General features: G+C 59.2%; 9 protein-coding genes. 5 read left to right on the top strand and 4 right to left on the bottom strand.

Translation table 11 applies throughout. The annotated features are described in order from the left end of the window. Positions 1 to 650: 650 nt before the first annotated feature. Both ACVWYP_RS08515 and ACVWYP_RS08510 read right to left on the bottom strand, forming a co-directional pair. A complete protein-coding gene (locus tag ACVWYP_RS08515) occupies positions 651 to 3,185 on the bottom strand; it encodes a S8 family peptidase (RefSeq protein WP_456684036.1) in 2,535 nt (844 codons plus the stop codon). After that, the gene (locus ACVWYP_RS08510; RefSeq protein WP_456684035.1) at positions 3,175 to 4,383 is read right to left on the bottom strand and encodes an AAA family ATPase; all 1,209 of its coding nucleotides are present in this window, start codon (positions 4,381 to 4,383) and stop codon (positions 3,175 to 3,177) included. The genes ACVWYP_RS08515 and ACVWYP_RS08510 overlap by 11 nt, the downstream gene beginning before the upstream one ends. 352 nt (positions 4,384 to 4,735) lie before the next feature. On the opposite strand from ACVWYP_RS08510, the gene ACVWYP_RS08505 reads away from it, so the two are divergent. After that, the gene (locus tag ACVWYP_RS08505; RefSeq protein WP_456684034.1) at positions 4,736 to 6,865 is read left to right on the top strand and encodes a helix-turn-helix domain-containing protein; all 2,130 of its coding nucleotides are present in this window, start codon (positions 4,736 to 4,738) and stop codon (positions 6,863 to 6,865) included. Positions 6,866 to 6,870: 5 nt separating this feature from the next. Continuing rightward, complete coding sequence (locus ACVWYP_RS08500; protein WP_456684033.1) at positions 6,871 to 8,334, top strand: hypothetical protein; 1,464 nt, start codon at positions 6,871 to 6,873, stop codon at positions 8,332 to 8,334. Between the two features lie 117 nt (positions 8,335 to 8,451). On the opposite strand, the gene ACVWYP_RS08495 is transcribed toward ACVWYP_RS08500, so the two are convergent. Further along, positions 8,452 to 9,249: an HNH endonuclease gene (locus ACVWYP_RS08495; RefSeq protein WP_456684032.1), complete on the bottom strand. Its 798-nt coding sequence runs from the start codon at positions 9,247 to 9,249 to the stop codon at positions 8,452 to 8,454. A gap of 269 nt (positions 9,250 to 9,518) precedes the next feature. Here ACVWYP_RS08495 and ACVWYP_RS08490 point away from each other — a divergent pair, with 269 nt between their 5' ends. Then, the gene (locus ACVWYP_RS08490; RefSeq protein WP_456684031.1) at positions 9,519 to 10,715 is read left to right on the top strand and encodes a hypothetical protein; all 1,197 of its coding nucleotides are present in this window, start codon (positions 9,519 to 9,521) and stop codon (positions 10,713 to 10,715) included. 1 nt (position 10,716) lies between these two features. Next, positions 10,717 to 11,454: a hypothetical protein gene (locus tag ACVWYP_RS08485; protein ID WP_456684030.1), complete on the top strand. Its 738-nt coding sequence runs from the start codon at positions 10,717 to 10,719 to the stop codon at positions 11,452 to 11,454. A 635-nt stretch (positions 11,455 to 12,089) separates the two neighbouring features. Here ACVWYP_RS08485 and ACVWYP_RS08480 read toward each other — a convergent pair. Then, the gene (locus ACVWYP_RS08480) at positions 12,090 to 13,160 is read right to left on the bottom strand and encodes a sensor histidine kinase (protein ID WP_456684029.1); all 1,071 of its coding nucleotides are present in this window, start codon (positions 13,158 to 13,160) and stop codon (positions 12,090 to 12,092) included. Between the two features lie 288 nt (positions 13,161 to 13,448). Between ACVWYP_RS08480 and ACVWYP_RS08475 the strand changes: the two genes are divergently transcribed. Then, positions 13,449 to 14,135, top strand: a complete 687-nt coding sequence (locus ACVWYP_RS08475) for a Crp/Fnr family transcriptional regulator (protein ID WP_126700687.1) — start codon at positions 13,449 to 13,451, stop codon at positions 14,133 to 14,135. The last annotated feature ends 4 nt before the right edge of the window (positions 14,136 to 14,139 follow it).

Raw genomic sequence — 14,139 nt, 5'->3', positions numbered from 1 at the left:
ATACCTCTCCCAGTTATCGGCACCAGTTCTGCCGCCCCGCGCTGATCCGCGCGTCAAATCAATCACTTATTTGGAGACCTCGCCTCCTGCACAACAATCCCGCCCGATACCCCATCTGAATGCTCGATCACGATCCATCATTTCAGGCAGTGATTGAGCGTGGTTCTGACCCCTAATCGCAATAGCCGCAATTGATGCCCTTTACCCAACCACGTTGCGCGTCTCGCTACCAATATCGGTGGAAGTGCTCGCTGGTCATGGTCGTGGCAACGGATAAAGGCGGCGGTGAATCGTTCGGAATGGGATCGGTAGAAAGGTGAAGTCGACGGCGGGGCGCCCAGCCTCGCCGCTGCGAAGGCAGAGGTCGTGGGTTCGGCCAGGTGCTTGCGGCGGCGCTCGCCCGCTCCTGACGGTGGTCCATCACGCTGGCGAGGAATTGCTTCAGCCGGTTGGATTGTTGCAACAAACGGTCCCCAATATGGTCGTCCACAAGGCTGTCTAGCCCGCCCATCGGGATGGTGTGGCGCTTGCAGCCGGCGGCCTGGCGCGACGCCTCATGCGCGTATATGCGCTGGCAGCACCCCTTGTTGTCGTTCGTGTCTGACAGTTTACTCTCAGCGCGCCGCGCCAACGCAGAATTGGCTCCACCACTATCGGCGTGGGCGCAGCCGTACTGCTGTCCGCACGTCCTGTGCATTGGCCCTGCTGGTCTGGAGCCATTGTCTGAACTCAGGGAAAATGGGCTTAGACCCGTCAGGATCCTCCAGCGTCAACAGAACACCAAAAGGCACGCCTTCAGCCGGGAAGCGAGCTTCGGCGCGAACAAGACTGGTCACTTCCAGACGCCATAGCTCCGAGGCGCCGTTGTCGACGAAATTGGATTCGTATTGCTTGGAAGGCCACCACTTCAGGCCGTGGTCGATCAATGCCCTCTCCGGGATCGCAAGCTGCGCCGATTTGGGCAGATAGCGAGCGGCAATCTGATTCGTATACCGATCGCTTCCATCCTTCGCGGGCTCGAGTTGACGCTGCTTAAGGGACGCTTCGAGATTGACCCGCACGAATTCCGCGCCAAAGGCGGGGTCGAGCGGCGGCGAATAGACGAGCGTTATGCGAGCGCGGCCAGAGCACATTCCACCGTTGACCAGGCTTTGCGGCCAACTGAACGGAAACCGAAGAATAACCGGCTTGCTCTCGCCGATGCTGAGACGGCTTTGAAAAAGGAGCGTGATCTGATGGTCTTCCGTCTGAAGCATGTCAGCGACACTTCCCGGCTGCCCGAAGCCTGCGAACTGGCGGCCAAGCTCTCTCAACCCGCGTTTCGTCAGAGGATCCGGCATGCTGGCGTGATGGAGCAGCATGGCGCGAAGCGCTTCGGTGGTCAGACCGCCCTCAGTCGCAGTATCCATGCCGGCCAAAGCGCGTGCGACAAGCGGTGCAGCATAGCTCGTGCCGACGACGTCTTGTTTTGTCCCGTCGCTTGCAATGGACGCGAGACCGGTCGAAGCCCCCGTCGCCACGCCGGTGCCGCCGTAGGTCGCAACATCCGGCTTCACGCCAACCTGCAAGCCGGGCCCACGCGTTGTGTAGATCGTTGGAGCACGATGGATTTGCTGTGTCTTTGGCGGGTTGAGCGCACCGACGGAAATGGATCGCACGCTCTCCGCCGGCTTATAAATCGTGTCCGGCGATGTCCGCGCGGCGAAATAGTTCACAACGTCGACGGGCCGGTTTTGCCACGGCGCGCGCGATTGCGCCTTTGGCAGATTACCGGCCGAGTTCACGAAGATCACGCCATGTGCGTCGGCGATCTGGTCCAGGCGCGACGCATAGATGCTGTATCGATGCCGCTCAACGTCGGCAACGGCATTGATCGACAGATTGAAGATTCGGACGCCATGCGTTTCCTTCGCCTCCGACACGGCCTGTTCGAGTTCTTCCAAAAAATCCGAGAATCCTTTGGGATATTTCGCGATGAAGGAGCCCTTGGGATAAAGCGGCGCATCATAGATGCGACAGCCATTTGCCTCGGGCGTTATCTCCGGGGCGTTGGCGAGCTGTCCCATGGCGATCAAGCCGGCGACGCCGGTGCCATGAGCTGGGTCATATTCGGTCGGAGCTAAGTAGTCGAACCGGTCCACAATCCAGTCGTCGAGGACGGCGGACACCCCTGAATCGATCACGCCGACGACCGGATAGGCCGATCCGATCTCCGGTTTTGGGATCGACAGCTTTTGAGACTGTGCGCCGTTTTCATTTGTCTGACCGGCTGCCGACACTTCGTCCGTAAGCTGGAGCAGGATCGGAGGAAGGATGGCGCGCACCAGCGGATGCTGTTGGAGAGCGCTCAGAGCGGCCTCATGCCGTTCGGGGTTCTGGTCGATCTGCGCATAGGCCGGCAACGGCGCGACATCGGCGCGCGCAAGACCCGATCGGTTGTCGACCAACGCTTGGTGCTCGCCCCGCGTCAACTGCACTTCAAGAATCGGTGTGCGGCCGATGGCTGAAGCCACGTAACTTCGCGCGCCGCGGCCGAGAGAAAGAAGCAAGACTTCTAAAGTTCTTTGCAGGGTGTTGCGACCGGTTGGATCGTCAGCGATGACACGGTCATCGGGCGTCTCGAACAGTTCGACCTGATAACCCGAAACCGAACGCGGGTCTTCCAACCAAGCCATCGCGGCGGCCGTTGAAAACGTGCGCTTCTGTTCGGGAGGCGCAATTTCAATGGACTCCACCGCGCCGACTTCCGCGCGCGCGATCGTCGGCGCTTTGTAGGGTTGGTCGTCCTTCTGGCGATATTTTGTTTCGACCGTGATCTCGGCCTGCTCGATCCGGTTCCGAAGCGCCCCGAGATAGATCAGCGGCGCGCGAAAATACAGCGTGCCCACGGCGTCAGCGCCGACGCAGGGAAATTGATCGCGCTTGAACAGCCATCCGACGGGTCGATAGGATTTCGCCAGCGCCTCATTTCGCATCTGCACCTTCACATAGGCGGCCGGGCCATATGGACTTTGGCGTATCTCCGCAATGATGGCGTCGATCGATGCGAGCAGCGACTGCTTATGCCGTGCGAAAGCCTGGTCCGCGCCGTCGAAGAAGTCTTTATTGCGCGGCGGCTGCCCGGGGTCTGGCGCCTGATGGAAGTCCTGATCGTTGAGGATGATCTGGACTGGATTATTGGGCATGGACCCCCTCCATCAGGACGAGGTGACGTTTCGCCTTTTTCAGATCGCTGACCCTCGACTGGCCGTATCCCGTCGCTTCGCCAATTTCGGTCTGCTTCATCGAGAATTCGGGATCATTGGCGATGAGGCTGACGAACGCCTCCTGATCTGTTGCAAGGATTCGCGCCGGCAAGTGGTCGTGATAGGGAGCGCGCGACAGCACTGTGCTCAAGGCGCGAAATACGCCTGGGCCGTCATGCGCTTCCCCGCCCAGCGCCAAGGTGCGCTTGACGGACCTGCAAACACGCTCAATGTCGGCGCCCGTTCTTCCAGCAAGACAATATGAGAATACGCGCAAGGTCGGCGCTTCTGCTTTGATCGGCATTAAGAAACGCGCGATCAACTGCTCCCGCGCCTGTAGGTCTGGCTCGCCAATCTGAACCTGCGTCTCGAAGCGCCGCCAGACCGCCGGATCGAGAAGCCTGTCATGGTTGGTGATTGCGATGGTCACGCCGTAGCCGCGCCGATGATCGAGATTCTGAAGCAGGGTGTTGACGACCCTTTTGATTTCTCCAATCTCCTGCGGGTCGTCCCGCAGCTTGGCGAGCGCATCAAATTCATCAAGCAGGAGCACGCAGGCGTAGCGGTTCGCGAAGTCGAATAGGTTCGCGATGTTTCTCGCTGTTGTTCCCAGAAACGACGAGATCAGCCCGTCAATGCGGGCTGTAACCAACGGCAGATCGAGGCGCTGCGCGATGTAGTGTGCCGTGACCGTTTTCCCCGAGCCGGGAGGTCCATAGATCAGCAGCGACCGTGTCGGCTCAACACCCATAGACTGGAGGGCACCAGCGCTGCTCCATTCTTGAAGCAAGCCGTCGATCGTCTCGCGGATGGTGTCTGCATAAACCGGCTGAGGATTTCCACTCTCCGGAAATTCGATGGAACACAGCCGCGCCCCGGTCTCGCGATCGATCGGCGGATTGACGGCGGGCGTCAGTTTTTCGCCGGAGACTTGGGCGCGCGAGATTTCTACCCGGCTAGGAGCCATCTCATGGGTTTCGTTAACGGCAGCGCGAAGCCGATCGATGGTCGCGGCTTCCTTCGTGTGCCCCGCCTTTTCCAGCCGTTCGCGCAGTCTCAGCACCTGCTTGTCCAGCGCCTCGCGGTCGCCGGACAAGCCTGCGCGGATGATGCTCTGCACGACCGAAAAGTGCTCCATAGGACGATCCTGACTTCCATATCGAGAAATTGATGATTCGTATAGCTACTATGCGGCTCTTCTAGGGAAAAATCAACGAGATTATCGGCTATGTATGCGTTTCGATCGGCCTGCGCGCAGATTGAATCGGTCTGAGGGCGATCGCGATCCGGTCCTATGACGCTGGTTGAGGATTGGGCGCAGCGCTGTTCTCAATCCTGCCTGTGGGCGAATCGGGGCAGCAGAGGGCAAAGGCGGAATCCCAGCAAGCTGGCTCGGCAACCAAAGCGGGCACCAAGAAACGTTTATGAAACGTTTCTTGATTTGTGAGAAATGTTGTGTGATACGTCTGGCCGACAGAAGGAAGCCGACGATGAGCCGCGATGCTGCCATTGGAAAACACCTCGCCAGGCTGCGCGAGCATGCGCAGCTCAAGCAAAATGAACTCGCCAAGAAGCTTGAGTGGAGCGCAGCCGTGCTCTCGCGCGTGGAGGCAGGTGACCGCCCGCTCGCCGACGATGAGCTGGACATTATCCTGAAGGGTATCGGCACGCCGGAAGCGGCGCGGCTCAAAGAGATCCTCGGACGGCAGTGGCAGCGGCTGCCCGAACCCGCTCTCGGTGACGCTGATGCCGATCTCCTGTGGGAGGCAGAAGAAGTCGCTGAAGAAATCCACGCGCTCGCGGAGCACCCCGATGTGAAGCAGCTCTTCGAGCGGCGTCTAGTGCGCTATGAGGAAGAGCTTCGCCTAGCGGCGCAGCATGTTCTCAACAAGCGCTATAACGTCGCCTTCGTGGGAACGATCGGTGTCGGCAAGTCCACCGGCATCTGCCGCATCGAGCAATTGGAACTTCCGAGCGCAAAGGGCATGCCAAACGCCGTGTTGGAGACCGGCTCTGGCGGCATCACGATTTGCGACGTGCATGTCCGGAAGGGACCGGGATATGGCTTGATCGTCGAGCCCTGCACCGAAGATGAAGTCCGTCATCACGTCACGGACTTTGCCAACTCTCTGCTGAACCCCGCCAAAGCCGGCGACGACGACGAAGAGGAAGCCGGTTCCGGCTCTCCTGGAATCTCGCGCGAGATCGACCGCGCCTTGCGCAGCATGACGGGCCTCCGCCGCCGCCGCTCCGAGCGCAAGCCCGACGGCGCCATCATACCTGCGAGCGATAATGCGCGCGTTCTCGCCGCGCGCCATCCGGACGCCAAGACGTTGTCCGTCGAGATACTCGCCCGCATGGAGCTGCATAAACGGGACCGCCGCGACCTGTGGCACGACGCCAGCACCGGCAAGCCGCCGCTGGTGTGGCTGCAGGAGAACTTCGAGAAGATCAATAATGGCCGTCATCCCGAATTCACGGTGCCCAAGCGCATCGAAGTCGTGGTGCCGAACGACATACTGGGTGACGACACGGTGACGGTCACGCTCATCGACTCCCGTGGCATCGACGATCTCGCCGCGCGCGCCGACCTTGAGCAGCACTTTGATGATCCCCATACGCTCGTGATGCTCTGCACACTCTTTGCTCAAGCACCATCGACCGAAGTACGCCAACTCCTGACGCGCGCCAAAGAAGCGGGTGTTCGCACCCTCGCCACGCAGGCGGCGATCCTGGCGCTGCCGCGATCGGGCGAGGCGCTTGCGGTTAAGTTTGACGGGGAACTCGCACAGACCGAAGAGGAAGGCTACGAGCTGAAAGCAGACGAGGTGCGGCTCAAGCTTCATGCGCTCAACCTCGATCATTTGCCGATCGCCTTTTTTAATTCGGCAACCGATGAGCCGGCAACGCTTCGCGCCTTCATCGCGGAACGCATCGAAGCCCTCCGGAATAGCCATCGTGCGGCGTTGCGCGAGATCATCGCCGGCGCCAGGGACCTGCTCGCCAACTACGAGAAGGCGCAAGCAGAAGAGACGCTGCGGACGGCGGCCAAGCGCCTCACGATCTGGCTCAAAGATAATGCCGAGCTGCCGCGCTCGGCGTCGCGCCGCGTGCACGATAGCCTTTTGTCGACGACACGGGCCGCCCATTGGAAAACGATCTACGCCACCATCAGCCGCCGCGGAGGGTGGCCGAACCTTGATTATGCGCACCAGCTCAGCCATGGCGCGCGCCGTATCGCAACGCACGTGGTCGAGAACAAGATTGAGGGCTTCAAGACGATCGCCACCAGCGTCTTGAGCGACGACGATCTCGTCGACGCGCACGACCTTGCCCGCCAGGCCGTGCGCACGCTCGAAGCCGGCTTCGATGAGATCATCCGCAACGCGCAGTTGGTCGGCGAAAGCATCTATGCCGATGATCTGCGTGAGGATCTTGAATTCTGGCGCGCCTGCAGCGCCATCGCCGGCCGCGGCTACAAGGACCGGGTCAATGAGAAGAACCAGCACTGGTTCGAGGACGAACGCCATGGCGAGGCCGAGGCGCGCGTGATGGAGCTGGTGGCACAGAAGTGGAGCGAGGCCGTGACCGGCGTCCGGGCCTTGCTGCCGGAAGGCTAACGGCGATGGCGTATCTTTCCGAGATCGAAGCGGCTTTGTTTCTCGGGTTGAAGGTCGAGACCGTTCAGTACCTGTCCAAGACCTGCCCAAAAAAAGGCGACGACCGCACGCTCAGATCCGTCAAACTCGATGGCGGTAAGGCGTATGACGAGGCTGAGCTCGAAGCTTACCGCACTTATTTGAACGAGCCGTGGCCGCTCCCCAAGCCCGGCGTGCGGCCGACGATCCCCAAAGCGATCCGCGACGACGTCAAGGAAGAGTCGCACCACGGCTGCGCGATCTGCGGCCACATGGATAACGGCGAGATTGCCCATATCGAAGCCGTCGCCAAGACGCTGAACAACGCGCCCGGCAACCTCATCTATCTGTGCCCCAACCACCACACCAAGTACGACCTCGGTTACAAGGTCAAATCGAACGTCACCGCCGATGAGATCAAGGCGGCGAAGCTCTTGAAGCAGAACGCCCGCCGCCGCGTCATGAAATACGAGGCGTTCGCGACCAAGTCGCTGATCTCCCTGATCCAGTTTGTGCGCAATCTCGAAAAGAGCATCGCCTCGGCCGCCACCGACAACCTCAAGGCCATGCATCTCGCCGAGCTGACCAACCTCTTGGCCGCGGTGCCGGAGCTGACCAAGGCGGCCGAAGCGGAGGCCAAGGCCGACAAGCTGACTACCAAGCCCGAAAAAGCGCTTATCAAGATCGCGCCCAAGCTAGCGGCCATTTCCGCCACGGTGCCCGCCAAGCAGACCGAAAAGGCGGTCCGCGACAAAGCCAAAAAGCTGGTCGCCGAGGTCGAAGGCGTGCTGGTGAATATCGACGAGGTCGATTGCCCGCACTGTGGCGGCCGCGGCCTTACGGGCCTCGTCGGCGATTTTTGCCGTTACTGCAAGGGATCGTGCTTCGTGAGTTCGGCCAAGGCAAACGCTTATGACCCGGGCGAGCTCGACGAGGTCGAATGCCCGCGCTGCCACGGGCGCGGCACGACCGGTCTCGTGTCCGATCTTTGCGCCTATTGCCGTGGTTCATGTGTCGTCACGCACGCGAAGGCTGAGGCCTACGAGCCGGATGACATTGACGAGGTGGAGTGCCCGCACTGCGGCGGGAAAGGCACGACCGGCCTGGTGAACGATCTTTGCGCTTACTGCCATGGCTCGTGCGCGGTTAGTCAGGCGCGGCATGACGCCTATGATCGTGAAGAAATCGATGAGGTCGATTGTCCGCACTGCAATGGAAAAGGCATGACCGGCCTGGTCTCCGATCCGTGCGCCTACTGTCACGGCTCGTGCGTGGTCAGTCAAGCGAGGCATGACGTCTATGATCCCGAAGAAATCGACGAGGTGAAATGCCCGCGCTGCGGCGGCAAGGGTACGACAGGGTTCGTTGGCGATATCTGCAAATTGTGCCACGGATCGTGCGTCGTCAAAGAAGCCAAGGCCGACGCCTACCGGCGCAAACGTGAGCGATAACGTGGTGTCAGATGAACATCGATGATCCGGTCATCGTCCAGCTTCGCGTCTATTGATTTTGGAGCGACCTTTTTGACGAACCTCAACGATGGGCTGAACTGAATTGTACGCAATAAGCTACCTATCCAGCTCGAACTGCGAAAATCTTTCAGCGAGACGATCTCGGTCTGGATAGTCCTGGGATCGCGACGGGAGCTTAATCAACTGCCCTGCCATAGCCTTGAGCCCATACTCGAACATTGGCCCGTCATTCATTGAAAGCAACGCCTCGCTCACGTGGATTCGGTAGACGGCGCAGCGACGTTCGTAGCTATCAGTGATCGTTAGTCGGAATGCTCCCTGGCCCAATCGCGGCTTGATCAATGTCGGCTTACCGAAACGTTCAGCCATGATCGGCCCTGCGTTTTGAATTCCGGGAACCGAAGTCAATCGATCAGTGACCGCGGACCAGAGGTATTGGCCATCCCTTTCTTCAGTGCTGAACCCCTTGCCGGTCACGATATTTGGCGACCAGCCCTCTGGAACAGGTAGCCACAGATCCCTCGACCAGAAGAACGGCTGGGTCAGAATTCGGCAGCCAATGACAGGATCCTGTCGATCGTCCAGAGTAATCGGGTCACGACGATAACTCCCAATTCGTGCCCGCATCTCGGCGCGGCTGGAAACGCCGTTCTTGAGGCCAAAAGCGTCCCACGCCAGCGACAGCGGCGCGATCGATGCATGACCGAAAATGCCCCCGCCTACGATGAAGTTGTTTGGCGCATGCAGCTTGAAGAGGAAAAGCTCGCCCGGTTGGAGCGCCCGAAACTGCGTGGTGCCGCTAGGTTGCCAGAAATTGACTTCGTCGTGTGGAGCGGACGCGCTCAATTGGTCAAACCAGGATTTGTCCGTAACAGCGACGAACAGGCGGACCATGATCAATCTCGCTGGTCCACTGTGGCGATGGACAGAGATACTCCTCGGCTCCGATTAGCCGGTCGCACATCGATCTTTGGCATCACGCTTCAGGGATTTCCTCGGGTCCGTATATCACGTCATCACCGCTTTTCGTACTCCGATACCTAATACATCGACCGCCCCACTCCATCCATCCCTTCCCTCGACCACCGAAGCCAGGCCGAGGCCGTCGCGCCTTCGCAATACTCAGTGATTACAATCGAGACGGACTGACCCAGAGGATTGGATTGACCACCATTTGTCGTGAGGCGCTTTACGATCTTGTATGGACTGAGCCGGTGCGCATGATCGCTCAGCGCATGGGCGTCTCCGATGTGTGGCTGAAAAAGTGCTGCGCTAAGGCTGACATTCCCGTACCGGACCGGGGCTACTGGGCGAAACTCCGCGCAGACAAGAAGGTTGTCCGCCAAAAACTGCCGCTACGGTCACCGGGAATGGCGACCGACGTGACGATCGGAACCGGTCCGCGCTCATATCCATGGCCTCCCAATCCTCAAGCGGAACTTGCCGCGCCGCTGCCCACTGAACCTACGTTCGCTGAATCTATTGAAGCTGTCGCCGTCAGAGTCGACCAATCACTCGGGAAGGTGCGCTTTGTGCGCGATCTCGGATCGGCCCACAAGTTGATCCGCCATCTCCTCGACGAAGATGCGCTGCGTCGTCTGAAACCCAGCGATGCTGCGTATAGACTCCGTTACAGTGAACCCTTCTTCGATAGCCCTTTCGAACGGAGACGACTGCGGATCCTGAACAACCTGTTCCTTGCCCTGATCAAGGCCGGCCACCAGCCCTGGCTTGGCGAACAGGCCCGCAATGTCGGTGTGACAGTGGGCAGCCAGAAGATCTCGTTCACACTGGACCACCCCAGGGCCAGGACGCAGGCCAACGGACGAATCCAAGCGCCACACGAAGCTTACGAAATCCTGCGGCTAGAAATCTCAGCATCCGGGGACTCCTGGGAGGATGACGACAGCGGACGCATCGAGGATCGACTTAGAGAAATCGTCCTGAAGCTGATCGTGGCCGGTGAGGTTCAGTACCGTGCCAGTGCCCACACCGCCTATGAAAACGCGTGCCGACGCCGTGCCGAGATGGAGCGCAGGCTGGCCCAACAACGCGCCGAGGCAGCCCGACTTGCACGTGAAAAAGCCGCCAAGGCAGAAGCGGAGCAACGTAAAACATTGCTCCGAATGGCAGCCGATCATCGAGCGGCCCAGGATATTCGAGCGTTCGTCAAAGCCGCCATCACGGCCTTCAGTCCAGAAAAGGCCGAAGAAAGCCTCGTCGCAGGCTGGGCGGCCTGGGCCTTGGGAGTCGCAGACCAGATTGATCCGGTAGGCCGCCTTCAGATCACAGAGGATGGACCGTCCATCGAGAATCCGGCGGTCGCCCCGGAAGCAGAGCAAGGGAGCCAAAGGAGGTGAGATGCCAGAAGACGAGAGGTTACAGGCTGTCAAGCATCTCCTTTTCAACTATGTGCGGAGCCCCTCCTTGCGCCACATTCGGGATCCGCATGCGGTCATTGTGCTCGCTAACGAGATCATGCGCGTCGTCGACCGCCGCAATTCAGTTTGGCTCAAATGGGATGAGCAGCGGGAGAAGCTCGTAAAATCGGCCGTAGGCTGCTGGATTCCACTCGATGATCTGAGCGACTTTCTGAACGGACTGCCTGGACCGGCGCTGACAACGACGGACGTCACCCAGCGCATGCGGGCTTTCGAAGACGAAGACTATTTCTCCTACCCCAAGGAAGGGCTGCAGCCGGGCTGTCTGGCGATTTATGAGCGTGAGAAAGCCAAGGGGACCGAGCTACCAGCCATTATTGGGCTCTTGCGCGACCATGTCGAACGCGAAGAAGAGCGCCTCAGGATCGAGCAAAAAGAACGATATGAGCAATCGCGCGAAAAGGACCGGGTCGCCCGGGAGCAACGACTTCTGTCCGGCGCCGATTGCAAGTGGACACAGCTAGCGAAATCGCCCGACTGGCATTGCCGCACGAATGGACGGCTGTACCGGCTCTCGCCGACGAAGGACAAGATGTGGAATCTCCACCGCGCGAACAAGGTAGACGGTCCGAGTGGTTCGCTGATTGGAAAATATCAGAGCCGGCGTGATGCGTCGAAAGTGGTCGCCCAAGTGGCGTATCAGCCCGACCAGCTTTAGTTGGTTGGCTGCCACGCCCAGCCGGGCTGTCTTCCTTTTCAGCGATAACGATCGAGCCTAGTCGCGCGTCGAAGATCCCGAATCTTTCAGAGGATTGAAGACATCCACTGCAAAGCTAGAGCCACCTAGCTTTTGAGCATTTCGCGTGAATGGGTTAGAGTAGTTTGGTGACTCAACGTGCTCGGACCATCCTCAGCGTGACCAGATGTTGCTAAGGATGAAGATCACGTTAGATCACCGATTACCGACCCCAAACTCATACCCCAGCGATTTCTTGGCCCAAGAGAAATTCCTTTCCAATCAATGCGATATCTTCTGTGAGAATATTGGTGCACAACAATCCCACTCGATACCCCATCTGCATGCTCGATTACGATCCATCATTCTTAGATAGTGATTGAGCGTGATTCTTATTTTCCGTCGGATGATTCCCACAATATCGCCAAACGCAAGCGGCGCCTGTTCACGCCTGACGGACTATTCTGCGACTGGGACGTAGACAGTTGCTCTCCGAAGGTGGAGGCCGCACGTTCGCATCATGCGGTGCGCCAGCGACAAGCTGTTTCGTCAAATTTCATCGCAAGCGTCCAGCGTTCGTCGACGCAGTGTTGCTGTGGCCGAGGCGGCGAAGCCGCTTACGCGGCATGGATTGCGTTTGTGGCAAACGTTGCATGGGTGATCGCCACGGTGGTTCCTGCGGGACCCGCCACAGTCTCGACAGTAGCACCGAGTTGTTGGGCGAGCGCATTCACGATGCCCGTGCCGAGCCCGGTTTTCGGTTGAGCAAAGACACCGTCCGGCTTGCCGACGCCATTGTCCGCGACCGAAAGCTTCCAGTTCGTCCCATGGACCTCATATGCGACGGAAATCCGGCAATCGATCTCATCATTTGGAAACGCGTGCTTCAGGGCATTCATGACAAGTTCGGTGACAATCAAGCCAAGACTCTCGGCCTGACGGGACGTCGCGTTGCCTGCCTCCCCGACCACTTTCAGCGAGACGGGCCGCGTATCACCGATCATCGACGTTGCGAGCGTGTCGCATAGCCTGGTCAGATAAGGCATCATCTCAATAGGTCCGCTGGCCCCGGATCCATGGAGTTGTCGCTGTACGGCCGCAACGGACATGACGCGCTTGTGGGCATCTTGCAGGTGGACGCGCGTCTCCTCAGACTCCACCGTCTTCGCCTTCATCAAGATGATGCTGGCGATGATTTGCAGGCTGTTTGAAATGCGGTGCTGAAGCTCATCAAGGAGCATGTCCTTCTCCCGTAGCAACTCGTCTTTCTCGCGCTCCAGGGCGCGTCGCTCCGTGACGTCTTCCATGCCGAGCAGAACGGTTGCTTGGGCACCACCCTCGTAGAACACTTGCCGGGCGCTTAAACGGATTCTGCGGTGTCCGAGATCGGGGAATTCATGCTCGACGTCGTAGCCTTCCATAACACCGTGCTGCGATATGACCTTTTCGAGCAATTCCCGCAGTTTTGGAATGTCCCATTGTCCGTCGCCCAAGGCATACAAATGCCGGCCTTGGGTGTTCTCCGGGCTGACCTTGAATGTCGAATAAAAGGAGCGGCTCGCGGCGACCACGCGCAGTTCATTGTCCAGTACGAGAATGGGCGCGCGGACGGTGTCGACGATGCCCTGAGCGAGCGCGCATGCGTCCGCGACATTGGTGAACTGATCTCTGAAGGCGATGGAATGCATAATTGTCGCAGTCCCCGTACACGCTGCGAAGCCCCGTGGCGACGCGACCGCGCCGGGCCTTGCCGGATCAACGCAAGGGCTGACAAACCACCAAAACGTCCAGCAATTGAAGCGTAGCGTCGATGCCGACGGAGAACTGTATAATATTGCTCACGCGCATCGGGCGACGGGCGGAGCTACAAAAAACGTCTCGCCCGGATGCTTCAGGATCATCTAAGTGCGGACAACATTCAGATTTCTGTCACGCGTCTCCAGTGTGTATGGGAGGCCAAGGAAAGAGACCCCATCATGACACGGAAAGCAGAGCCCACGTTCGATCCCAAGGCCTTCCTCGCCAAGGCTAACGGGGGGCGGACCATCTCCAAGCACCAGATAAATCAAGTCATCTTTGCGCAGGGTGATCCGGCCGATTCAGTCCTCTATATCCAACACGGAAAGGTGAAGGTGACGGTGAACTCCGCACAAGGCAAGGAAGCGGTGGTAGCCATCCTGGGGCCAGATGAATTCTGCGGCGAAGGTTGTCTCGCGGGCCAGCCTCGGCGCATGGCGACTGCGACGGCAATGACGGACTGCGAGATCATGCGGATGGAAAAGAGCACCATGATCCGCGTCCTCCACGACGAGCCGGCCTTTTCCGAGATGTTCGTTGCGCATCTCTTGGCTCGAACCATTCGAGTCGAGGAGGATCTGGTTGATCAATTGTTCAATTCTAGTGAGAAGCGCTTGGCGCGGGCGCTCCTTCTGCTGGCCAATTTCGGCAAGGAGGGAAAACCCGAGCCAATCATTGCAAAGGTCAGCCAAGAAACGTTGGCGGATATGATCGGGACCACGCGGTCTCGCGTCAGTCATTTCATGAACAAGTTCCGGGAACTGGGCTTCATCGAGTACAATGGTACTTTGAAGGTTCACAGCTCGCTGTTGAGCGTCGTTCTGCATGATCACCCCCAGATCAGACGGGACGATGAGCAAGATTGACCAA

Source organism: Bradyrhizobium sp. USDA 3262, from assembly GCF_054060035.1.
This window is presented reverse-complemented; position numbering and strand designations above follow the sequence as displayed.

What these genes read in the sequence shown, in the direction of transcription:
- ACVWYP_RS08515 (WP_456684036.1), bottom strand. Translation starts at nt 3,185, where the DNA reads ATGCCCAATAATCCAGTCCAGATCATCCTCAACGATCAGGACTTCCAT.
- ACVWYP_RS08510 (WP_456684035.1), bottom strand. Translation starts at nt 4,383, where the DNA reads ATGGAGCACTTTTCGGTCGTGCAGAGCATCATCCGCGCAGGCTTGTCC.
- ACVWYP_RS08505 (WP_456684034.1), top strand. Translation starts at nt 4,736, where the DNA reads ATGAGCCGCGATGCTGCCATTGGAAAACACCTCGCCAGGCTGCGCGAG.
- ACVWYP_RS08500 (WP_456684033.1), top strand. Translation starts at nt 6,871, where the DNA reads ATGGCGTATCTTTCCGAGATCGAAGCGGCTTTGTTTCTCGGGTTGAAG.
- ACVWYP_RS08495 (WP_456684032.1), bottom strand. Translation starts at nt 9,249, where the DNA reads ATGGTCCGCCTGTTCGTCGCTGTTACGGACAAATCCTGGTTTGACCAA.
- ACVWYP_RS08485 (WP_456684030.1), top strand. Translation starts at nt 10,717, where the DNA reads ATGCCAGAAGACGAGAGGTTACAGGCTGTCAAGCATCTCCTTTTCAAC.
- ACVWYP_RS08480 (WP_456684029.1), bottom strand. Translation starts at nt 13,160, where the DNA reads ATGCATTCCATCGCCTTCAGAGATCAGTTCACCAATGTCGCGGACGCA.
- ACVWYP_RS08475 (WP_126700687.1), top strand. Translation starts at nt 13,449, where the DNA reads ATGACACGGAAAGCAGAGCCCACGTTCGATCCCAAGGCCTTCCTCGCC.